Genomic DNA, 21,615 nt, shown 5'->3' on the forward strand with positions numbered 1-21,615 from the left:
TGGGGGTGCGTTGACGGGGCGAAGGGGAGCCCCTTAGTCTTGCGATGAAAAATTATCGGCGGCGAAGATGAATGGCGTCCGCCGTGCGTTCGACCTTGAGACCGAGCAGGATTGAGACACGTTCGGCAAAGGCGTCGGTCTCGCTAAGATGGAAACGGCCGGAAACCTCAAGCGCTGCGCTCGCCGCATCGTCGATCACGATCGGGACGACAGCATAGCGATTGGCCTCGGCGATCAGTTGGTCCAGCCTTATCGAACGATATTCGGCCCAGCCCTCAGGCCAGTTTGCAGGAATTCCAGGTGCCTGGGACACGTTAATCTCTAGCTTGCCATCGCGCCGATAGGTCAGCGTCTTGCCATGTGACAACGCCGTCGCCGGGCCGGTTCTCGCGTCTGAGCGCAGTTCGGCTTCACCGCGCCGGAGAACCGTGCTGACCGTTCCTGCCTCGTCGAGGCTCAGATCGATCTCGGCATAGTTCGCGGTTGCTGCGCCTGGCCCGGCGTCGATATGGAGAGGTATAGCTTGCTTGGCGATGAAAAGGCGGACCCTGCCCTTTACCAAGCGGACGCTGCGGTTGCCGTCTCCGAACGCGACGTCCAGTCGGCTGTCGGTATCAAGCGTCGCCCGTGAGCCGTCGGCAAGCCGGAACGTGCGGATCTCGCCGCGCTGCGTAATCAGCGGTTCGGCGGCGCGCGCGGTGGACGCGCTGCCGGACTGGCCGGGAAGGGGGGCGCCTCCAGCCCCGATTGCTACAATCAGCAGCGCGATTGCCGTCGCGGCGGCGCCCCAGGGCAGCCAACCGCGAACCCGGCCCCGCCGCGCTTCGGCATGGCTTGTTCCGTGGCGCTGCGATGTCTTGAGAATGGCCAAGGCCGCCATCCGGCGTTCGGCGCGGCGATAGGCTTCCCCATGATCGGCTGATGCGAGGAGCCACGCTTCAAACTCTCCGCGGAGCGCGCCGGAGTCCTCGCCGCGCATCTTGATCAGCCAAGCCTGAGCTACTTCATTGACGGGATAGTCGCCGCCGTTTGTGCTGGTCATCGGCCGCTGTCCAGCACCTTCGAAATCTGACCGAGCGCTTTCATCATATGATATTCCACCGTCGCGATGCTGATGCCAAGCAGTTCATGTATCTCGCGATAACTGAGTTCGTCCACCCGGTGCATAAGGAAAACGCGCCGCGTCTTTGGCGGCATGGCGTCAACTGCGGCTTCGTACAGCCGGAGCAAGTCCGCGGCTTCGAGGTTCCATTCCTGCGCCGCAGGCGTCGCGCCGTCGCGCTCCTCGCGAAGCGGAAAGAAGGTCGCCCGCGCGGACTTCTGGCGCCGCGCGCGATCGATCAGCAAGTTCTGGGCGATGCGGCGAAGAAACCCGCCCGGATTGACGAGCTGATGGCGCTGCGCGCTGCCCGCCGCGCGTGCGAAGACTTCCTGCACCAGATCCGGCGCTTCCTCGGATCCCGCTTTGCGGCGCAGGAAATGGAAGAGCGACGTGCGATGCGTCCGATATATCGTGTCCAGATCGTGTCCGCCTTCAGGCCGCTGCTCGACTAGCGGCGGACGATCGGCCGGATGCACATGGCAGGCCGAAGATACCGAGAAGGGGGGACGCGGCGGGGCACGGTCGCCGCAGGTACAGGAAGACACGACAGATAATCCCGGAGGCACGAGCGGGTGCGACCGGCGCTCGCCGGAAACCCGTCTCCCAGTGCTGTGCCGCCGTTCGGTCGCTTATGCGATCCATGGTCCGGTTGGGCCGCCGGTCCGGGTGGGGACTGGCGCATATGATGCCTGGCGAAATATTCCGCGCAGGAGCTGCCAGCGATGCTCCTGCGCGGTCGAATCATGTCAATTGCGGGCGGTTCTGACAAGCAAAAGGTCACTCCCATTTTTGGCCAGCCATCATGGCACTCGACCCGGATGCCCGGCGAGCGTCCGGGCGTAGCTGGCGGCTTCGTGCGCCCGCCTTTCGTGATAGCCGAGCAAGAGGTGACGAACCTGCGCTTGCGGCTCGGCATCGGCGAAGGCGATCGCGATCGCTTCATACTCCGCGTCGACAGTGCCGAGGATCATTACGTCGAAATGCCGCGATAGCTGAAGCCGGTCGCCGATCGCAGCGATGCTCGCGACAATTTCGCTGTTCGACGAGCGTTCGGCGATCGCGAGAAAAAGGTCGGCGACGCGATCGGGATATGGCTGGTCAGCGGGGACCGACGTTGCCGACCCCTTTGGCGCCGTCGCGAGCGCAGCGAGCAAGAGGATGAGGTGCAGTTCGAGCAGATCGCGAAACTCGGTTTCGTTCAGCCGATGGACGTGAAAGCCCTCGCCCGCCATGAAATCGACCATCCGCTCGCCATTGAGCCTGTAAAGGCTATCGCGCACCGGGGTTACGCTGACGCCGAGATCGTCGGCGAGACGGGCCGCCTCGATCCTGGTGCCGCTCGCCCATTCTCCGCTCATCAGCCGGCGCTTGATCGCCTCATAGGTCGGCTCGAACACATGCGCCGGACTCATTGGCCGTTCCTTTCGGCAGCGGCGAATTCGGCGACGGCATCGGCTTGGTCGGGAAGCAATTCGTCGATTGCGCCGATATGATCTGGCCGGTCATCTTTCAGCAGTACCGAGGGGCATTGGCCTTCATAATTGCCGAGATTGGGGCGGTGCTGCGCATAACCGGCGAGCGCGGCGAGTTCAGGCGGAAACGTCTTGGCGATCTCGGGCGGGTAAGCGAGCCACAAATTCTCATAGGGCTTCAGCCATCCCAGGCTATAGCTGACGAGCACACCGCGCCGGACTTCTTGGCTGAGGTTCGAGCCCGCCCCGTGCGCAGTCGATCCCAGAAAGCAGATCGCTGCGCCCGGCTTGCCTTCGGCGAAAATGGGCGGGCCAAGATCAGTTTTCGCCATGCCTTTCGCGCCGTGGCTCTTCGGAAAAATCCGCGTGGCGCCATTCTCTTTCGTGAAGGGTGTCAGCGGCCAGAGGACGTTGACCAGATATTCCTGGCTGCCGTCGGCACCGCGCCACATATCCTGGTCGCGGTGCGGGAACTGCCGCACTTCGCCCGGATGGATTTCGATCGCCTGTGTGAGGTTCAGCTGGATTCGGTCGCAGCCGGTGCCGAGAATGGTCTCCACGGCAGAAAGGATGATCGGGTTGAGCACCAGCGCGGCCATGTGCGGCGATCGCTTGAGCAGGCTGCCGAACCGTTTCGTGCGGCGACCATAGAAGTTGCCCTCACAAAAGGGCGTCGCAGCAAAGATGGGATCGAGATCCTTCGCGAGCGCATGGACACGCCCGACCGCCTCGTTGCGCATGATGCAATAGCCTTTGCGGCGCAGCTCATCGACGAGCAGGCCAGGAAGATCGGCTTCGGTCAGATCCTTTTTCATAGCCCCGCCTCCCCGCCTTCTTCAAACTTGAGGACAAGCGGCGCGTAGGTACCGGTGCGCTGCAACCCTGGGAGTGTGTCCTCGTCGATCGCTATGCTGAGGGCGAGAATTCGGCACGCGCTATCCCGCTGAACGGGACCCAGCGTGCGGCAGGTCCAGCCGAATTTGCTGATCGTGTGATACCAGCCGGCTTCGGCGACGCCGACATATTCGCTTATGCCGTGGTGGAGAGCATAGTCTGCGAGCGCCGTAACCAACTGGTTGCGCGCGTCGCGGCATTCGGCCGACGTTTGTGCGGGGTCGAGGCAGAAGCGGCTGATCTCCCATACGCATTCACCGGACGGCGCGCCTCCGGTGCAAAGATGCGAATAGATGTCGCCGAGCAGGTGCGGCCCCATTGTCGGTAGCAGCCGCGCCGACGCCCGGTGGCGCAGATCATCAGGGTCAAGCAGAATGAGATAACGCGCGTCAGGCGTATCGAACTGGTCGAGCTCGAAGCGGCCGTCGAGGGCGGGCAAATCCCATTGCAGCTTGTCGATGAAGACCTGTTTGCGGGCGGCGAACATGGCGCGCAGCGCTGCGTTCCCGGGCGCGTCATGCGCCCGCGTGGATTGAGTGATCATGAAAAATCCTTGGCTTGTGGAGCCAGAGTCAGACCATCAATCCCGCAGAGCGGCTATGCCCATTTCTGGGCAAGCTTTGTGCGCTTTTCTGCCCCTCGTCAGAGCGGGCGCCACCAATCATAGACATCCGAAAAGCCGATGACCCCGTCGAACAGGGCGCAGAGGATCAGCATTTGCCGGCAAGGCACCGCATAACGCTCGCGCGCAATCTTGAGATGACGGACCACGGTCTCTTCGCTGATGCCGAGGATGCCGGCGGTCTCGCCGGCGGTCTTGCCGCGGGCCGACCAGAGCACGCATTCGCGCTGCCGCTCGGTCAGCGCCGCCCGCCGCGTATAAGTGCTTTTCCCGATGAGCTGCCGCGCCGCGGCGAGCGCCACGGCACCGACGATCTCGGCGGCGTGGAGCATCTCGAGCGGGATCCTGGCATTGGGAGCGACGGCAAAGGAGCAGCTTCCGGTCGCTTCGCCAGGCAAGTGCCGCGGCACCGTGAAGCCGTCGCCGATTCCACTCTCGCGGGCGACCTTCAGCAACTGCCGGTCGCCGCGTGAAAGCGGGATGTAGTGATCGACATTGCGCCATTGGAAACCCGTCATGGATTTTTCGCCGGCGCGCCGGATCGGGTCGGTGCCGCTGAGATCGAAGCCGACATAGACATTCGCCCAGGCGTCGGGATAATTATGCACGAGCATCGATGCACCCTCGCCGCCGCCGCCGCGGCGATCGAAGGCGAGCGCGAAAAGATCAAATCCCATGCGGTCGGCGGCGTTCGACAGGGCGGCAAAGAGCCGCTCTTCCTTGTCGGCGCCTGATATGTCGTGTGCGAGTTCCTCCGTCAGATTAAAATGCTTCACGTCGATTCATCGGCCGCCGGCACGTTCCCGACCCGTCCGCCTGCGGTCCGCTCCATGGCTCATCGCTCCCGTTTCCTATCCGGGAGACAATAAAGTTGGACAAGCTGCGCGATGGTCCTCGCACTGCGGCGGGCGGGTGATACCTCAGCCTCTATACGCAATGCCGATCGCCTCTTCGGTGTAACGACAGGAAATCGCCGTATAAAGCGGCTTGGTGTATCAATCGGACCCAGATTGACACCTAATGCCTTGGTACGCCGACCGCCGCGGAGCCGGCGTCACGCACCGGCGGCATCCGGAGTCGAGGTGGCGATCGAAACGTCATGGGCAAGCAGTCGTTCGCAGCTCGGCGCGACAAGACCCCAGACCGCGTCGATCACGGCGGCGAATGTCACGCCTTCGAGTTCAAGGCTCGCGGCATAGGCGTCCCACTGCCGCCGCTTGTCTCTGTCTTCGAACATGGCAGCCGAGAGCCCCGGGGGACGGCCAGCCGGGATCGGCGTGCCGCGCCGATCGAATGTCGCCGCAAGTGCTGCGTCGAGCGCCTTAGGATCGATGGTGCAGGCCTGCGGAATCGCCCAGAGGTCGTAGAAATCTTTCATGCGACCGTTGGCGATCCCGAGCGCTACCATGGCCTGGAATTTCTCTGCGATGACGCTTGTCGGCGAATAGGTGCGGATCTCCGGATCGGGAAAGTCCAGCAGCGTCGGGAAGGAAGTTGGTGTCGCCGGTTCCGAAAGCGCGTCGCCGAAGCCGAGGTCGATCGTGATGGGGATACGCGTTCGCTCGAGAAAGGCGGTGGTCGCTAGTCGCATACCGCCATATTCGGCTCCCTCGCGGATCGGCCGCGCGGTGAGTGCGTCGACATCGAAAGTCAGCCCGTCAGCCGCCTCGATTTTCATGATCGCGCCGAAATCCGCTATCAGCCGTGCAGCGCTTGCGTCGCCGAAGGCGAGAAAGTCGGCGTCGCGGGTGACCCGATTATCGTCTTCGAGCCAGAGCGTGACGAGAAGACCGCCTTTGAGAATGAACTGGTCACGCAGCGGCGAGAGTGACAGTCGGTAAAGCAGGCGCTCGAGCGCGAAGCGAACGAGCAGGACGTCGAAGGGCTGACGCTCCTTGCGCGCCAGTTGGAGCAGCCGGTCCTTGACCGAGGCTGCCAGATTGACGGGCGCCTTAGCCATTGAAGCTGAGCGCCTCGAGATAAGGCTGCATTCGCTTCCATACTCCGCCCGCTGCCGCGGCCTCGGCGATTTCACCGGGACTCGTCTTTCGCTGGTCGAGCGCTGCGCGCAGACCCTCGACCGCAACCGAGCGATCGACGAGGCGCGGATTACGGAACAGGTCGGCCAGCGTTTTGGGAATCGAATAGACGGGAACATCGACCCCGGCGACCTTGTGATGCTCGATCCCTTGGCGTCGATATTTGTCGGCGAGGCGGACGATCCGGACGGGCGGATAAGCGATGGCCGGCGCCCAGTCGCTGGGTCCGATTGCCACCCAGATCCGCCGCGGCATCTGGTCGGTGAGCCCGTGGAAAGCGAGCGCCGATACCATGGCGATCACCCCGTTCGGGATGCGCTTGGCAATTTCGGCGAGGCCTTGGTCGGTGTCGATCGGCGCGCCGTGAAGCTGATAGAGTCCTCGCGCGATACGGTCGATGTCGCCACTCTCGACCGCGCGAGCGATGGTTTCGGGTGCCACGCCTGCGGCGCGTAGCTCGCGCGCGCGCAGGATCGGATGCGCGCCAAAGAGCGCTCGAAGCGTCTCGCCTTGCGTTATCGATGTGTGCATGTGACAAAACCTCTAACTTAAATGCGATGTATCATAGGTTTTGTCACATGTCATGCAATGATTACGGCGTTCGGAGATGGGTCCGATTCCACTATTTCCTACATTCACCGGTCATGGCATGCCGGTCAGATGGATCAGGAACCGAAATGGAAATCGCGCGCGCTGGCGATCGAATTCTGGTTCGCCGCTGTTCTCGTCGGCGGCTCCTTCATTGCCGGCCTCATCGGCGCGATCCGGTCGCTGTTCGGCGGGTGACGTCGCCCCGCTACCCAGCTTCTCAAAGGAGCGTCGGGGCATCCGCGCTCGGGGGCTTGCGGCTGAACCACGGGACGTCGGTCCGCTCGACCTCCAACCGGCTTGCCGGATATTGGGTAACGAGCTTCATTGCCTCCTCAGCCGATGCTTGCAGCCAGACGTCGTGATCGGCGGCGTGAAGAATGACCGGCATCCGGTCGTGAATGTCGAACAGCTCTTCGGTCGCATCGACCATCACCATCGTATAGCAATCGCCCCACTCGTCGGTCGGACGCCAGAGGCCGGCGCAGGCGGCGAGCGGCTGATCGACGACGCTTAGCCACGTTCGCGTCATCTTGCCCTTCTCGCCTTCGGCCTCGGCGAAGGCCGTGATCGGGATCAGACAGCGCTGGGCGGGATTGGTGAACCAGGTTCGCCAGAAGGTCATCAGCTTGTCGTCGCGGGCATTGTTGACGGGCTTGGGCTTGCTCGTCGGTTTCATATGCTTGAGCCGCACCGGAAAACCCCAGGTCATCGGCTGGAGCGCGCGCGTGCCCGCATCGTCGCGGACCACAAATCCTTGTCCGCCGGGATAAACCTCGCCGGGCTGCGCATTGGTGAGCGGGCGCCGAGCGCCGAACGCCGAGGCCACTTCGGCAACCGAAGCCTTGAGGGTCACGAGATTGCACATGGCGGCGAGTCCCCTTGGGCGGTTTCGGTCAGGCCACGCCGAGCATTTCGTCGAAATTCTGCTGGATCGGCGGCATGATGCTGAAGCTATTCTTGGGGAAAGGCCGCAACATGTCCAGCGGCGGCCGCGCCCCCATCAACCAGTCGAACCAGTCCTCGGGGCGGACCACGCCGACGTGGCGATCCTTGTGCGGCGCCAGATCGTCATAGGCCGGGACGGTGAGCGCCGCGAAACTCTCGGGCCACAGGCGGTGGGCCGGGCGCCAGACCGCTGCGATGCAGAAGAAAGGTTCGTCGCTGATGAGGCTCGCGGCGTAGATCGTCTTGCCGCGCTTCACGAGGCCGAACTCATTGGCGAGCAACAGACAGGGCCGATCGATGATCGCGGTCTCGGACTTCAGGAGCGGGATCTGGAATATATCAGCATCGCGCGAGGGCAGCCCCCACAGCATCTCCTTCTCGCGTTCGCGCTGGCCGTCCCATAGCATCACGCGGTGGACCTTGCCGATGCCGACCAGCGCGTCGTCCGTCTCGATATCCATGAACTCAGTCCTCAGGCGCGGAAACGGCTGAGCGCGCGCTTCCATTCGCGTTCTTCGGGCATCGGCAGAGCGATGTCATCGGGGCTCGGGTCGACGAGCTCGATCCGCACCGGGCGGACGCGCTTGCCCGTTCGCGCGCCGCAGCGGACGCACCAGAATTTCTGGCACGCCTTGACGAGATTGCCGTCCCACATCCTGCACTCGAAGCGCCACCAGATCCCATAGGGATTGAAGGTCGCGCTATGTCCGCAGCGGCAAACGGGCTTGATCGCCCGAAACCAGGCCGCGGCCTCGAAGACATGCGTAGCGCGATGCTGTCCGTCCTTTGTCCAGCCGCCCACGTCACAGGGAGAGTCCAAGCTGGTCGGGGCTTGCGGGCTCCGCGCCGGCACGGACGCTCTCAATGATCGCGCGCGCGAGCTCGAACGCGGCCTCGACCCGGATATGGCTGGTCGGCGCGGTGATGCCGACGCGCGCCCAGCCGGGAGCGGAAAGGATGGTTTCTGCGACTCGGGCAGTATCGATATTGTCCATGCCCTAATGAGAACATAGAGAGAACAATTTGGCAAGTGGGTGACCGGGACAGCGCGGGCGACCCGCGTGGCCGGTGGGCGCCTGCCGGCGCTACCGCCCATTGCCGCCCGGTCCGGGGCCTGCGGCCGCCCCCGCAGCGCCAGAAACCGCCGAGGAAGAGATGGCCCGCCCCCCGGGCGGCGGACCGCGCGCGGCGAGAGAGGCTCGCTGCCGGCCGCCCCAGGAGACGCATGCTATGAAACTCTTGACCCCCGAACTCGAGGCGCAGCTTCGCGCCAATCTGGCCGCCCGGATCGACGCGCTTTCGCGCGGCGAACGCGAGCCGGACCCCGAGCCCGTTGTCCGCCTGTTCAGCCCCATCGGAGCGGCGACCTGGCTCGCGACCGAGATCGATGCGGACGGTATTTTCTTCGGCCTCGCCGATCTCGGCTTCGGCTGCCCCGAACTCGGCAGCTTCGCGCTGTCCGAACTCGAGTCCGTCCGCCTGCCTTTCGGCCTCACCATCGAACGCGACCTCCATTTCACGGCAAGCCACCCGCTATCGGCTTATGCCGAAGCGGCACGGCGTGCGGGATCGATCGTGTTGGGGGAGCAAAGGCTCCGGCGCGCGGCCGAGCGACTTTCGGGGCGCGGCTGACGCGCCTCGCCGCCTGCCGGGACCGCCACGCGGCGCCCCGGGAGGAAGAGGGGGGCTGGCGCCTTCGTGACGGGTCCAGGAGCCGGGAGAGTGTCTCGCGGCGGCCCGTCATGGAGAAAGCCCATGGCCAAACAGGCCCCGAAACTCATCCTCAGCCCGTCGCGCGACATCCCGTTCGACCGGCTGTTTCTCTCCCAGTCCAATGTCCGGCGGGTGAAAGCCGGCGTGTCGGTCGAGGCGCTCGCCGACGATATCGATCGGCGAACCCTGCTCCAGAGCCTCAACGTCCGGCCCGAACGCGACGCCTCGGGAGAGGAAACCGGCCGCTATGAAATACCGGCCGGGGGGCGGCGCTATCGCGCGCTCGAACTGCTGGTTAAGCGCAGGCGTCTCGCGAAGGATGCGCCGATCCCCTGCGTCGTGCGCGCGGCGGACAGCGATATTCTCGCCGAGGACGACAGCTACGCTGAAAATGCCATGCGCGAGGCGCTGCATCCGCTCGACCAGTTTCGCGCGATGCAGGCGATGGTCGACAAGGGCGACGATGTCGAGACGATCGCGGCGCATCATTTCACCACCCCCGCGGTCGTGCGCCAGCGGCTCAAGCTCGCCGCGGTGTCACCGAAGCTCCATGACATCTACGCCGACGACGGCATGACGCTCGACCAGCTGATGGCCTTCACCGTCGCCGACGATCATCAGCGCCAGGAGGAAGTCTGGGCGCAACTCGATCACAGCTTCAACAAGAGCCCCGGCTTCATCCGCCAGAAGCTGACCGAAGACAGCGTAAGGGTCACCGACAAGCGCGCGGCGTTCGTCGGCGTCGACGCCTATGTCGCCGCAGGCGGCAGCGTGGTGCGCGACCTGTTCGAGGCCGACGGCGGCGGCTGGCTCACCGATCCGGCGCTGCTCGACCGGTTGGTCGACGAACGATTGAAGGCCGAAGGGACACGCATTCTTGCGGAGGGCTGGAAATGGGTGACCACCTCGATCGACCTGCCGTGGGACGCGACGCGCGGCCTGCGCGCGATCGACCGCGAAGAGGTTCCGATGACCGAAGGCGATCAAGCCTGCGTCGCCGCACTTGAGGCTGAAAGCGAGGCGCTTTGCGAGCAATGGTCCGAGGTGCCGGACGTGCCCGCCGAAGTGCATGCACGGATCGATGCGATCGACGCCGAACTCGGCGCGCTCGTCGACCGCCCGCTCGTCTTCGATCCCGCCGAGATGGGACGCGCTGGCGCCTTCGTCTCGATCGACCGCGACGGGTCGGTGCGGATCGAGCGCGGGTTCGTGCGGGCTGAGGACGAGCCGGAGCGGGAACTGGCCGATGGCGAGGCTGCTCCGGAAACGGAAGCAGGGGGCGATGGGTCCGTCCTGCGTGGCGGCGGGGATGGCGATCACGTCATACCGCCTGTGGACAGCGATGGCGAAGACGAATCCGATGCGCTGCGTCCGCTTCCCGATCGCCTCGTGTCGGATCTCACCGCATGGCGCACGCTCGCGCTCCAAAACGCGTTTGCGGAGGATCCGGCGATTGCCTTCGCCGCAGTGCTCCACGCTCTCGTTCTCGGCTGTTTCTATTCCGCTACCCGCGAAAGTTGCGTCGAGATCGCGGCGAACCGCGTCTATTTCAGCAACGCGCCGACGAACCTGCGCGATTGCGCGCCGGCGCAGGCGATCGACGCGCGCGCGTCTGCTTGGAAAGAGCGGCTCCCGCAGTCGGACAAGGAGCTTTGGGACTTTCTGCTGACCCTCGACGGCGAGGAGCAGGCGAAACTCCTCGCGCATTGCACCTCGCTCTGCGTCAACGCCCAGGCCGAGATCGTTCCCAAATATGACAATGGTCGTATCTCGGCGCACGGCGTGGCGCGCCGGATCGCGCACAGCGATGTGCTGGCGCGGGCGGTTGGGCTTGATCTCGTTGCAGCGGGCTGGCGGCCGACGGTCGAGGGCTATTTCCGCTCGGTGACGAAACCGCGGATCCTTGCCGATGTTGCCGAGGCGCGGGGACCGCAATTTGCCGAGATGATCGACCATCTCAAGAAGGCCGACATGGCGCGCGAGGCGGAGCGGCTTCTCGAAGACGCGGCATGGCTCCCGGAGCCGATGCGCACGCCGGGGCTCGACGAGGCTGAGCCCGGTGACGTGGAGGGCGATCCCGCCGGAGCCGAATTGCCTGCCTTCCTTGCCGAAGATGCTGACGGACCCGACGACGCGAACGACGCCGAACTGCCTGTCGCGGCCGAATAATCGGCTTCCGCCCATCACTGACAATCGAAGCTCCGACCCGGCAGCGATGCCGGGCCGAGCCCTTCTCCGGAGACCTGACATGAATAATTCAAATCCCATTAGCCGTTCGAGCGACGGAGGCTGTCATGGCTGATCGCGTTCCCGCATCGATCCAGATCGGCGGCGAAATCTCTGCCGCAGTTTTCGCAGAGCTGCTCCACATCATCGCCTTCGAGGGCCTGTCCCCCGAATGGGGCGGCGAGCCGTTCGATCCGGCCAAACGCATCGTCGGCGAGCCACTCGCGCTGTTCGACGAGAGCTGCGCCTGGGGCAAGATCGACAATCTAGAGGCGTTCTGCGTTGAGCATGCGCTGCCATTTGTTCGCTGGTCGGGCAGTTACCCGGGCGAATGGTCGCCCGAGCGGCTCGTCTACCGCGGCTCGGGTACGGTCGACAGCTATATGATCGATGAAAGCGACCGGGTGCTGCTCGATCGCAACCTGCTTAGCGATCTGGGCTCGATCGAAGCCGCGATGGCCTATTTCGACGCTGCGGAGTTCGAGATACCGCCGCTGGTCGTGGAGGGCGATCCGCCGCCGGTGCCGGCTGCGGCGGAAAGCGCGGTCGCACCGGGGGAGGCGAGCCATGGCTGATTATTTTTCCCAGACCGTGATCCGGCCCGACATCCCCCGGACCGCGATGACCGAACTAGAATGGCGGGTTCTTCGCGACATGTTCGAACATGAGGAGGTTGGCGAGGATATCTATTTCTTCGCCAGCCATGGCCCCAATGACTTCGTTTTCCTCGAGATCGCGGAAGTCCGGCGGCTCCTTGAGGAAAGCGATGGCATCGCGAGCAGCGTCGCCGATCTCGTCCGAAAGGAAATCGGCACATGCGATCCTGACGCGGCCGAGCTCGAACTCGATATGTCGGTGATCGGTTTCGAGGGCATTTTTCAGGACATCATCCGCCGTTCGGCGCTCGACCATGTCGAGGTCGAGGCCGCATGGACCTGCTCGAAAATGCGGCCCGACGGTTTCGGCGGCGCCGCGACACTGATCACGGCGGACGATATCGAAGCGGTCTCGACGGCCGGATGGCTTGAGGACGCAATCGCCCGCTTGTCGGGCGATGCCCCCGACTGACGCCTGTCCAGACCATCGTTCACCGACTGCGAAAGCCCGCCCCGCGCGCCGGGCTTTCGCCTTTTCTGGCTCTTGACGCGAGAGGAAGATGCCATGCCCTCGATTATCGAAACGACCGTTTATTGCCTTAATGAACTGCCGGAGGCCGCAAAGGAGAAGGCGCGCGCCTGGTATCGCGAAGGCGGTTTCGACTATGACTGGTTCGAATTTGTCTATGAGGATTTTGAGCGCGTCTGCGACATATTGGGGGTCTGTCTCGACACGACCTCGTTGCGCCTCTTCGGCGGCGGGACGCGCCGGAAGCCCTGCATCTGGTTTTCCGGTTTCTGGAGCCAGGGCGACGGGGCCTGTTTCGAAGGCGATTACAGTTACGCCAAGGGCGCATCGGCGGCGATCCGCCGCTACGCGCCTAAGGATGTCGAACTTCATCGCATCGCCGATGCCCTTGGCTCGATTCAGCGCCGCAATTTCTATCAGCTCCGGGCGCGCATTGGCCATCGCGGTCGCTATTATCACGAATATAGCATGGACATTGCGGTCGAGCGCGACAGCCCGGTCGTCCACGATATGACGGCTCACGCCGAAGAGGATGTAAGCGAGGCGCTGCGCGACCTGGCCCGCTGGCTCTACGGGCGGCTCGAGAACGAATATGAGCATCTGACGTCGGACGAGGCCGTCGACGAGATGATCCGTCTCAACGAATATGGCTTCACCGAGGACGGGGTTCGCTTCGGTTGAGAGGGAGAGGCGGGGCCGGGAAGGGGGAACCCCCGGATCCTGGAGAGAGCAGCGGGCGGTTCATTCCTGCCCCGCTCTCTCAAGGATTTCAGCCATGCATATGACCTTCCCCGATGCGGCGCGCGGCGCCGCGGCGACCGCTCGTTCCAGCTCGGTCGCGCCAGGTTCCCGGCGCCTGCTCGATGCCGCTCAGGCGCTTCAGCCCCTGCTCGAGGCGGGCCACCCCTTTTCCACGGCCCAGATTCGCGAGGCGATGGCACGCGCCTTCGGCGCGAGCGATGCTGCCGGTGCGTGGGACTGGAAGGCGGCTTACGACGTGTGCGAGGCGGCGCAGATCCTGCTGCTTCGCCGCTACGGCGGCGCGCTTGCGGCGCAAAACCGCTCGCCGCAACGCGTGCTTGCGATGTGGGAGCGGCTTGCCGCCCGCATTCCCACCCAGACGCGCCGCTCGGAGAAAGGCCAGTCCCTTCAGCAATTCTCGACGCCTTTGCCGCTCGCCTTTGTCGCGGCGCTCGCGGCCTCGATCCATGCCGGCGACCGCGTGCTCGAACCCTCGGCCGGGACCGGCATGCTCGCGATCCATGCCGAACTTGCCGGGGCCGCGCTCGCGCTCAACGAGTTGGCCGACGGCCGCGCCGAGCTTCTCGAGCTGCTGTTTCCCGTCGTGCCGATCACGCGCCATGACGGCGCGTCGATCGACGACCGTCTCGACGCCGCTTTCGTCCCCGACGTCGTCCTCATGAACCCGCCCTTCTCCGCCACGGCGCACGTCGACCGCCCGATGCGAGGCACCGCACTTCGCCATATCGCCTCCGCGCTCGCGCGGCTCCGCGACGGCGGTCGGCTGGTCGCGATCGTCGGGGCGAATTGCGCACCCGAGGCGGCCGCCTTCCGCGCCGGTTTTGTCCGATTACAGGAGCAGGCGACGATCCTGTTTTCGGCCGCGATCGCCGGGAAAGTCTATGCCAAGCATGGGACGACGACGGCGACGCGCCTGCTTGTTATCGACAAGGTGCCTGCAGCCGATCCATCCCTGCTGCCAGCGAGCCATGGGGAAGCACCCGACCTGGCGACGCTGCTGGCTTGGGTGACCAGCCATGTGCCGCCGCGACCTGCCCCGCCGGCCCCTGCGCCAGCGGCAACTCCGTTCTTCCGCGGCGCATCGACTGCTCTCAGTCCCCTTGCCAAGGGATCCGTGCGACCAGAGAAATCCGCGTGCGTCGCGGCGGGCGAGCTGGTCTATGAGACGATCGCGTGGTCGCCGCCCATCGGCCAGCTCGGCGAGGCGATCTACGAGCCCTATGGGCTTCAGTCCTTGCGCATTGCGGGGGCGTCACCCCATCCGACCGCGCTGGTCCAGTCGGCGGCGATGGCGTCGGTCGCGCCGCCGCGGCCATCCTATCGCCCGCATCTTCCAGAAAATCTCGTGTCCGACGGTCTATTGTCCGATGCCCAGCTGGAGTCCGTCATTTACGCCGGCGAGGCGCATAGCGGGCATTTGTCGGGTGCCTGGACGGTCGATGAAACCGCGGACGTGGTGTGCGCAGCGAGCGACGACAATGAGGCGGCGGTCCGCTTCCGGCGCGGCTGGTTCCTCGGCGACGGCACCGGCGCGGGCAAGGGCCGCCAGGTCGCGGGGATCATCCTCGACAACTGGCTGAAAGGCCGCCGCCGGGCGCTTTGGATCTCGAAGTCGGACAAGCTGCTTGAGGATGCGCAGCGCGACTGGTCGGCGCTGGGTCAGGAGCGCCTGCTGGTCACGCCGCTCTCGCGCTTCCGCCAGGGCATGCCGGTCCGGCTCGCCGAGGGCATTCTCTTTACCACTTATGCGACGCTTCGCTCGCAGGGCCGCGAAGGCAAGGCCAGCCGCATCGAGCAGATCGTCGAATGGCTCGGGTCCGACTTCGACGGTGCGATCATCTTCGACGAGGCGCACGCGATGGCCAATGCCGCGGGTGGCAAGGGCGGGCGCGGCGACCAGAAGCCGTCGCAGCAGGGCCGTGCCGGCCTCCGGCTGCAGCACGCTTTGCCGCAAGCGCGGGTTGTTTATGTCTCCGCGACCGGCGCGACGACGGTGCAGAACCTCGCTTATGCGCAGCGGCTCGGGCTCTGGGGCGGAAGCGATTTTCCGTTCGCATCGCGCAGCGAGTTCGTCGCCGCGATCGAGGAGGGCGGTGTCGCGGCGATGGAGGTGCTTGCGCGCGACCTCAAGGCGCTCGGCCTCTACGCGTCACGGTCGCTATCGTTCGACGGGGTCGAATATGAACTGCTCGAACATAAGCTGACCGACGAGCAGCGCCGTATCTACGATAGCTACGCCGCGGCCTTCCAGGTCATCCACAACAATCTCGCCGCGGCGATGGAGGCGGCGGGGGTCACGAGCGCCGAGCATGGCACGCTCAATGCGCAGGCAAAATCGGCGGCGCGGTCGGCGTTCGAGAGCACCAAGCAGCGCTTCTTCAACCATCTCATCACCGCGATGCAGACCCCGAGCGCCATTGCGAGCATCGCGCGCGATATCGAGGCGGGGCATGCGGCCGTCGTCCAGATCGTCTCGACTGGCGAGGCGCTGCAGGAGCGACGGCTCGCCGAGATCCCGGCGGAAGACTGGGGCGATGTCTCGATCGACATCACCCCGCGCGAATATGTGCTCGACTATCTCGCGCACGGTTTCCCGGTGCAATTGTTCGAGCCCTGCACCGACGGCGAGGGCAATCTTGCATCGCGGCCCGCCTATGACGAGACCGGCAACATGATCGTCAGTCGCGAGGCGTGCCGGCGCCGCGATGCTATGATCGAGAAGCTCGCCGCGTTGCCGCCGGTGCCCGGTGCGCTCGATCAGATCGTCCAGCATTTCGGGACCGAGACGGTCGCCGAGGTGACGGGGCGCTCGCGCCGCATCGTCCCGCGGACGGGCGAAGGCGGGGACGTGCGTTTCGCGGTCGAGAACCGGCCCGGCAGCGCGAACATCGGCGAGACCCACGCCTTCATGGACGACGAGAAGCGCATCCTCATCTTCTCGGACGCCGGGGGAACGGGCCGCTCCTATCATGCCGATCTCGGCGCGAAGAACCAGCGGCGGCGCATCCACTATCTGCTCGAGGCGGGGTGGAAGGCCGATGCCGCGATCCAGGGCTTTGGGCGCACAAATCGGACGAACCAGAAGCAGCCGCCGATGTTTCGTCCGGTGTCGACCGACGTCAAGGCGCAGAAGCGCTTCATCTCGACGATCGCGCGGCGGCTCGATTCGATGGGAGCGATCACGCGCGGCCAGCGCCAGACGGGCGGGCAGAATATGTTTCGACCCGAGGATAATCTGGAATCCTTCTATGCCCGCGATGCGCTGCGCCAGCTCTATCTGTTGATTGTGAATGCCAAGGTCGAGGGCTGTTCGCTGCTGACGTTCGAAAGCGCGACGGGGCTGTCGTTGCTCGATATCGATGGCTGCCTGCGCGAGGAACTGCCACCGATCACCACCTTCCTCAATCGCATGCTCGCACTCACGATCGACCTCCAGAACATCCTGTTCGAGGCCTTCGAGGGTCTGCTCGTGCATCGCATCGAGGCGGCGGTCGCCGCGGGAACCTATGAGATCGGCCTCGAAACCCTGTGCGCCGAGAGCTTCGCGGTGAACGCGCGGCAGACGATCTACACCCATCCGGGTACCGGGGCGGCAACGCAGCTTCTGACGATCGAGCGCAAGGAGCGGGTGCTGCCGCTCGACCTTGACGATGCGCTGGCGCTCGTCCGCGAGCGCGGCGGCGAACTTCTTGTGAACCAGCGCTCGCAGCGTGCTGCGGTGAAGCTCGGGGCGCGCAGCGTGATCGATGACGACGGCGCAGTCCACCGGCGCGTGCGGCTCCATCGGCCCCTCGAGGCCAGCCACATGCTGCTCGCCGATTTTGTCATGAGCCATTGGCAGCCTGCCGACCGCGATCAGTTCGCCGATGTCTGGAAGGCCGAACTGGCGGACATTCCCGATTACGAGACGTCGACCCTGCACATGGTGTCGGGCTTGCTGCTGCCGATCTGGCGCCAGCTTCCCAAGGAATCGTCACGCGTCTACCGGCTCCAGACCGACGAGGGCGAACGCATCATCGGGCGCAAGGTCTCGCCGGGCTGGGTCGCATCGGTGATCCGCGACACGCCGTGCGACCTCCCAAAAGACGAAGCGTGGCAACTTCTGCAGAGGGGCGAGGCTGTCTTTCACCTTGCGGACGGCCAGATGCTGCGCCGCGTTCGCGCCATGAACGACTGGCGGATCGAGCTTTCCGGCTTCAACGATCTTGGTGTTGACCGGCTGAAGGCATTTGGCTTGATTTCCGAAATCGTCTCGTGGCAACTGAAGCTCTACGTGCCGGCAGGGGCTGCTGGCGCCGACGTGTTCGCGCGGCTGGTGGATCGATTTCCGATCCAGCGGATCGCGGATCGCAAGGCCGCCTGAAGGAGCCCCGCCATGGAAAGTCCGGTCCGTGAACTTGCGCGTCGTCTCGGTGAAAATGCCGAGGCGGTGTGCCGCCACTATCTCTCGAACGGTCGCCGCGAAGGCCATTATTGGATGGTCGGCGATAAGGGCAATGCGCCTGGGCGCAGTCTTTATCTGCGTCTGGTCGACGGCGATGGTCGCCGCACGGCGGGCAAATGGACCGATGCCGCAACAGGCGAACGGGGCGACCTGCTCGACATCATCGCCGCCAACTGCGCGCATAGGAACCTCGCTGAAACGCTCGCCGAGGCGCGGCGATTTCTGAGCTTGCCTCCATCCGACGCGGGCAAGCAGGGGCCGCGTCCGCGTCCGCGCCGGGCGCCCGCTGGCAGCCCGGAGGCGGCAGCGCGGCTTTGGGCGGCTTCGAAGCCCATCGCTGGGACACCCGTGCGCACCTATCTGGCGGGCCGTGCGCTTCGGCACGTCGGCGATGTGCCCGCGCTGCGATGCCACCCGCATTGCTACTATCGCCGGTCCGAGGAGGATGGCCCGTCGGTCAAACCGGCCTATCCGGCGATGATCGCCGCGGTGACCGACCTCGGCGGCTCGCTCACGGGCGTTCATCGCACATGGCTCGATCCGCACCGATCGACCAAGGCGCCCGTGGAATATCCGCGGCGCGCGATGGGACATTTATTGGGTCATGGCGTCCGCTTCGGGCTATCGGGTGAGGTCATGGCATTTGGCGAGGGCATCGAAACCATGCTCTCGCTGCGCGAAATCGCCCCGGCACTTCCACTCGTCGCAGGGCTGTCGGCGGCCCATCTCGCGGCGCTCGAATTTCCTGCGCCGCTTCGCCGCCTCTATGTTGCCCGCGAACGGGATGCAGCCGGACGCGCTGCATTCGCCGCCCTTGCCGAGCGTGCCGCCCCGCTGGGGATCGATATCCTGCCGCTCGATCCGGCGCTGGACGATCTGAACAGCGATCTGATGCAGATGGGCCACTCGCAGCTTGCCGCTTTGATCGCCCCGCAGATGCACGTCCTCGATGCCGAGCGGGTGCTGGATGCGCCCTGATCGTGCCTGGCGCGAGCGGCGCAACCTCTCCCGCATCGCGGCCGCGAATTGCGACGTCGCAGTCGCGCGCACCGTCCTCAAGATGCCCGAAAACCCATAGCCGTTTCGGACAGCGGTGTGTCGCCTCTCCGCGGGGGATCGGATCAAGCCGGTCCGGGAAGGGGAAGCCCGATCAGCCTGTTCTCGGGAGGCCGCGCCTCGGCCTTCGCTGGAGGGCGACTGCGGCAGCGTGCGCGGGCCGCGCAATGGCTCTGCTCGCGGCTCTTTTCCGCCGGGGCTGGCGCCCCTTTGCATCGCGAAACAAAATAGCCGCGAACCCGCCATCCTTCGCTGGCGCTTCGGCCGCGCGGGGTGCCGCGCGGTGCGAACCCGCACCCGCCGCCGCCGAGGCGTCGCCGCGAAGGCCGCGAGAGGCGCGGCCCCAGATAAGAGAAATGACATGATCGACCTGTCCGACCTTCCCGAACGCGGCGAACCCTATGAGCCCGGCGCCAGCGCTTACCTGCTCCAGGAAATGCAGCTTTACGGCCATCGGCCCTATGAGGACGAACCCGACGCACGGCCGCTCCCTTGCGACCGGCTCGCTGGCGGTGCGGTCGCCGACATCTTCGACGCATTGGCGGGCTGTCTCGTCGATACCCGCATCGAGCCCGATCTCGAAGATCTGCTCTGGGGCATGGTCAATATCTTCCACCGCGCCGGCGAGCGCGTCGAGCGCGAACTCGACCGCAACGAACAGGCGCAGCGCGAACTCCAGCGCGAGCAGGATGGCAGCGAAATCCGTTCGGTCGAACTCGAACGCGCGATCGCCGAGGGCATCACGATGATCGAGCGCCGCGACACGATGGAATTTTTCCGCGAATGCGCCGCCGAGCAGTTCCGCATCCATGCCCGCAAAGCCTGGACCCCGCGCACCGGATCGCGCGTCCGTCACAAGACGATGACCGCGGCGATGATCGACAGCCGCGACTTCATGGACAAGCGTCTCCGCGAAAAGGCCAAGGCCCTGATCCCCGAGGGAACCCGCATCGCCTTCAGCGGCGGACCGACCTGCAACGATCACCGGCATATCTGGTCGGCGCTCGACAAGGTTCATGCCCGTCATGCCGACATGGTGTTGATGCATGGTGCGACGCCGACAGGTGCTGAGCGCGCTGCGGCCTGCTGGGCCGACAAGCGCGGGGTGCCGCAGGTCGCTTTCCGCCCGGACTGGAATCGCCACAAGAAAGCGGCGCCGTTCAAGCGCAATGAGCGGCTGATCGATGCCATGCCCGCGGGTCTGGTCGTCTTCTCGGGCACCGGCATCCAGGACAATCTCGTCGACAAGGCGCGGGCGTTCGGCATTCCGGTCTGGGATTTCCGCATCAAGGAAGGCGGCTGAGATGCCGATTTGGATCTGACGGCGCTTGCCATCCGGCGAGCAGGATTACAGGATGAAAATCAATGAAAACCGATCTCGATCATCTCCCGGCGAACAAGCAGCGCGAACTCGAACGTGTGAAGGCGATCATCTTCGAAGAATTCGAGGATGCGATCGCGCTCGGCACCATGGGTTGGAAGAAAAAGGGCCGGATCGACAAGATCATCCTCTACGGCAGCTACGCCCGCGGCGACTGGGTCGATGAGCCGCACACCGCCAAGGGCTATCGTTCGGACTTCGATCTCCTGATCATCGTCAACGACAAGCGCCTTACCGACAAGATCGACTTCTGGTCGAAGCTCGACGATCGGCTGACCCGCGAGCTTGCGATCGACAAGACGCTGCACACGCCGGTCAACTTCATCGTCCACACGCTGCAGGAAGTGAACGACGGGCTCGCGCACGGCCGCTATTTCTTCATGGACGTCGCGAAGGACGGCACCGCGCTGTACGAATATGACGACAAGGAATTGCACAAGCCGAAGCCGAAGACGCCCGAGCAGGCGTTGGCGATGGCGCGGGAATATTTCGACGAGTGGTTTCCGGCGGCCATGCGAAAGTCCAAGCTTTCGAGAGATGCGATAGAGCAGTCATTTCCCAAGGAAGCCGCATTTCTCCTGCATCAGACCACTGAAACGCTATACCACTGCGCGCTTCTGGTCTGCACCTTTTATACGCCGCATGTTCACAACCTCGGCTTCTTGCGGACGCAAGCCGAGCGCCTTGACATGCGTCTGGTCGATGCGTGGCCCCGTGACATAAAAGCAGATAGGTCTCGCTTCGAGAAGTTGAAGGAAGCCTATGTTAAGGCCCGCTACTCGAAGCATTATCGGATTAGCGAGGAAGACTTGATGTGGCTCGCGTGCCGCGTTGAGGAGCTCGGTCGGGCCGTGCATGCGATTTGCTCTGAACGGATCGCGGCGTTGGAAGCAGATCGTCGTCCAGATTGATTACCAAATAGCCGCGCACTTCTTCTGGACATAGTTTCCGAGGATACAATGTGTTGCCTCGTGGCATCACTGCCCGACTTTCCGTTACGGCAACCTGAATCCAATGGCTATTGCAATCAACTCCTTTATTGGGAGCGACGCGACCCAAATGGAGGGCTCCTCCATTCAACTTTGGCGGCCTTTTAGGCCGCCTTTTTTGGTGTGCCAGGCATGGCGTTGATGTTGGAGGTGCAAGTCCTTTGCGGGCCGGCTGAACGGAACCGCTAGCCAATGGCAACTGCGTCGTCGCGAGGCGAGGTGGGGAGGAAGCCGGAGGCAAAGCTCGGAGCTGA

22 protein-coding genes are annotated in these 21,615 nt (G+C 64.6%); 10 read left to right on the top strand and 12 right to left on the bottom strand.

The genetic code is table 11. The features are described from left to right. Positions 1-52 precede the first annotated feature (52 nt). The 8 genes from VHO04_RS13565 to VHO04_RS13600 all read right to left on the bottom strand — a co-directional run bounded on the left by VHO04_RS13565 (position 53) and on the right by VHO04_RS13600 (position 6,660). On the bottom strand, positions 53-1,042 hold the full coding sequence (locus VHO04_RS13565) for a FecR family protein (RefSeq protein WP_329628775.1): 990 nt from the start codon (positions 1,040-1,042) through the stop codon (positions 53-55). After that, positions 1,039-1,668 (bottom strand): RNA polymerase sigma factor, encoded by a 630-nt coding sequence (locus VHO04_RS13570; protein ID WP_329628776.1) that lies wholly within the window; start codon positions 1,666-1,668, stop codon positions 1,039-1,041. Before VHO04_RS13570 ends, VHO04_RS13565 begins: the two co-directional genes overlap by 4 nt. Before the next feature lie 234 nt (positions 1,669-1,902). Continuing rightward, a complete protein-coding gene (locus VHO04_RS13575) occupies positions 1,903-2,514 on the bottom strand; it encodes a GntR family transcriptional regulator (RefSeq protein WP_329628777.1) in 612 nt (203 codons plus the stop codon). Then, positions 2,511-3,389: a phytanoyl-CoA dioxygenase family protein gene (locus VHO04_RS13580; protein ID WP_329628778.1), complete on the bottom strand. Its 879-nt coding sequence runs from the start codon at positions 3,387-3,389 to the stop codon at positions 2,511-2,513. The genes VHO04_RS13575 and VHO04_RS13580 overlap by 4 nt, the downstream gene beginning before the upstream one ends. Beyond that, positions 3,386-4,012 carry an acyl-homoserine-lactone synthase gene (locus tag VHO04_RS13585; RefSeq protein ID WP_329628779.1) on the bottom strand — a complete coding sequence of 209 codons (627 nt, stop codon included), beginning with the start codon at positions 4,010-4,012 and terminating at the stop codon, positions 3,386-3,388. The genes VHO04_RS13580 and VHO04_RS13585 overlap by 4 nt, the downstream gene beginning before the upstream one ends. Positions 4,013-4,110: 98 nt before the next feature. Further along, positions 4,111-4,866, bottom strand: a complete 756-nt coding sequence (locus VHO04_RS13590) for a LuxR family transcriptional regulator (protein ID WP_329628780.1) — start codon at positions 4,864-4,866, stop codon at positions 4,111-4,113. A gap of 278 nt (positions 4,867-5,144) precedes the next feature. Next, positions 5,145-6,125 (bottom strand): nucleotidyl transferase AbiEii/AbiGii toxin family protein, encoded by a 981-nt coding sequence (locus tag VHO04_RS13595; RefSeq protein ID WP_329628781.1) that lies wholly within the window; start codon positions 6,123-6,125, stop codon positions 5,145-5,147. After that, the gene (locus tag VHO04_RS13600; protein ID WP_329628782.1) at positions 6,043-6,660 is read right to left on the bottom strand and encodes a type IV toxin-antitoxin system AbiEi family antitoxin domain-containing protein; all 618 of its coding nucleotides are present in this window, start codon (positions 6,658-6,660) and stop codon (positions 6,043-6,045) included. The genes VHO04_RS13595 and VHO04_RS13600 overlap by 83 nt, the downstream gene beginning before the upstream one ends. Before the next feature lie 129 nt (positions 6,661-6,789). Here VHO04_RS13600 and VHO04_RS13605 point away from each other — a divergent pair, with 129 nt between their 5' ends. Next, the gene (locus VHO04_RS13605) at positions 6,790-6,915 is read left to right on the top strand and encodes a hypothetical protein (protein WP_257545241.1); all 126 of its coding nucleotides are present in this window, start codon (positions 6,790-6,792) and stop codon (positions 6,913-6,915) included. 22 nt (positions 6,916-6,937) lie between these two features. Here VHO04_RS13605 and VHO04_RS13610 read toward each other — a convergent pair whose 3' ends face one another. The 4 genes from VHO04_RS13610 to VHO04_RS13625 are packed head-to-tail and all read right to left on the bottom strand — an operon-like array spanning position 6,938 to position 8,660. Beyond that, positions 6,938-7,585: an SOS response-associated peptidase gene (locus VHO04_RS13610; RefSeq protein ID WP_329628783.1), complete on the bottom strand. Its 648-nt coding sequence runs from the start codon at positions 7,583-7,585 to the stop codon at positions 6,938-6,940. A gap of 28 nt (positions 7,586-7,613) precedes the next feature. Next, a complete protein-coding gene (locus VHO04_RS13615; protein WP_329628784.1) occupies positions 7,614-8,126 on the bottom strand; it encodes a hypothetical protein in 513 nt (170 codons plus the stop codon). 11 nt (positions 8,127-8,137) lie between these two features. Further along, positions 8,138-8,467 (bottom strand): hypothetical protein, encoded by a 330-nt coding sequence (locus VHO04_RS13620; protein ID WP_037556209.1) that lies wholly within the window; start codon positions 8,465-8,467, stop codon positions 8,138-8,140. A 1-nt stretch (position 8,468) separates the two neighbouring features. Then, entirely contained in the window at positions 8,469-8,660 is a 192-nt protein-coding gene (locus VHO04_RS13625) for a DUF6771 family protein (protein ID WP_329628785.1), read from the bottom strand. Between the two features lie 235 nt (positions 8,661-8,895). On the opposite strand from VHO04_RS13625, the gene VHO04_RS13630 reads away from it, so the two are divergent. From VHO04_RS13630 to VHO04_RS13670, 9 genes are all read left to right on the top strand, one after another. Beyond that, positions 8,896-9,297, top strand: coding sequence for a DUF2958 domain-containing protein (locus tag VHO04_RS13630; protein WP_329628786.1), 402 nt, complete (start codon positions 8,896-8,898; stop codon positions 9,295-9,297). A 123-nt stretch (positions 9,298-9,420) separates the two neighbouring features. After that, positions 9,421-11,547: a ParB/RepB/Spo0J family partition protein gene (locus VHO04_RS13635; RefSeq protein WP_329628787.1), complete on the top strand. Its 2,127-nt coding sequence runs from the start codon at positions 9,421-9,423 to the stop codon at positions 11,545-11,547. A gap of 125 nt (positions 11,548-11,672) precedes the next feature. After that, positions 11,673-12,179 (top strand): hypothetical protein, encoded by a 507-nt coding sequence (locus VHO04_RS13640; protein WP_329628788.1) that lies wholly within the window; start codon positions 11,673-11,675, stop codon positions 12,177-12,179. Beyond that, the gene (locus VHO04_RS13645; protein WP_329628789.1) at positions 12,172-12,672 is read left to right on the top strand and encodes a hypothetical protein; all 501 of its coding nucleotides are present in this window, start codon (positions 12,172-12,174) and stop codon (positions 12,670-12,672) included. The genes VHO04_RS13640 and VHO04_RS13645 overlap by 8 nt, the downstream gene beginning before the upstream one ends. A gap of 93 nt (positions 12,673-12,765) precedes the next feature. After that, entirely contained in the window at positions 12,766-13,410 is a 645-nt protein-coding gene (locus VHO04_RS13650; protein WP_329628790.1) for an antitoxin of toxin-antitoxin stability system, read from the top strand. A 94-nt stretch (positions 13,411-13,504) separates the two neighbouring features. After that, positions 13,505-17,854, top strand: a complete 4,350-nt coding sequence (locus tag VHO04_RS13655; RefSeq protein ID WP_414713117.1) for a strawberry notch-like NTP hydrolase domain-containing protein — start codon at positions 13,505-13,507, stop codon at positions 17,852-17,854. Between the two features lie 12 nt (positions 17,855-17,866). Then, the gene (locus VHO04_RS13660) at positions 17,867-18,913 is read left to right on the top strand and encodes a DUF7146 domain-containing protein (protein WP_329628791.1); all 1,047 of its coding nucleotides are present in this window, start codon (positions 17,867-17,869) and stop codon (positions 18,911-18,913) included. Between the two features lie 439 nt (positions 18,914-19,352). Then, positions 19,353-20,294, top strand: a complete 942-nt coding sequence (locus VHO04_RS13665) for a DUF2493 domain-containing protein (protein ID WP_329628792.1) — start codon at positions 19,353-19,355, stop codon at positions 20,292-20,294. 62 nt (positions 20,295-20,356) lie between these two features. Further along, complete coding sequence (locus tag VHO04_RS13670) at positions 20,357-21,283, top strand: nucleotidyltransferase (protein WP_329628793.1); 927 nt, start codon at positions 20,357-20,359, stop codon at positions 21,281-21,283. The last annotated feature ends 332 nt before the right edge of the window (positions 21,284-21,615 follow it).

The organism is Sphingopyxis sp. (assembly GCF_036261875.1).
Taxonomy (GTDB): domain Bacteria; phylum Pseudomonadota; class Alphaproteobacteria; order Sphingomonadales; family Sphingomonadaceae; genus Sphingopyxis.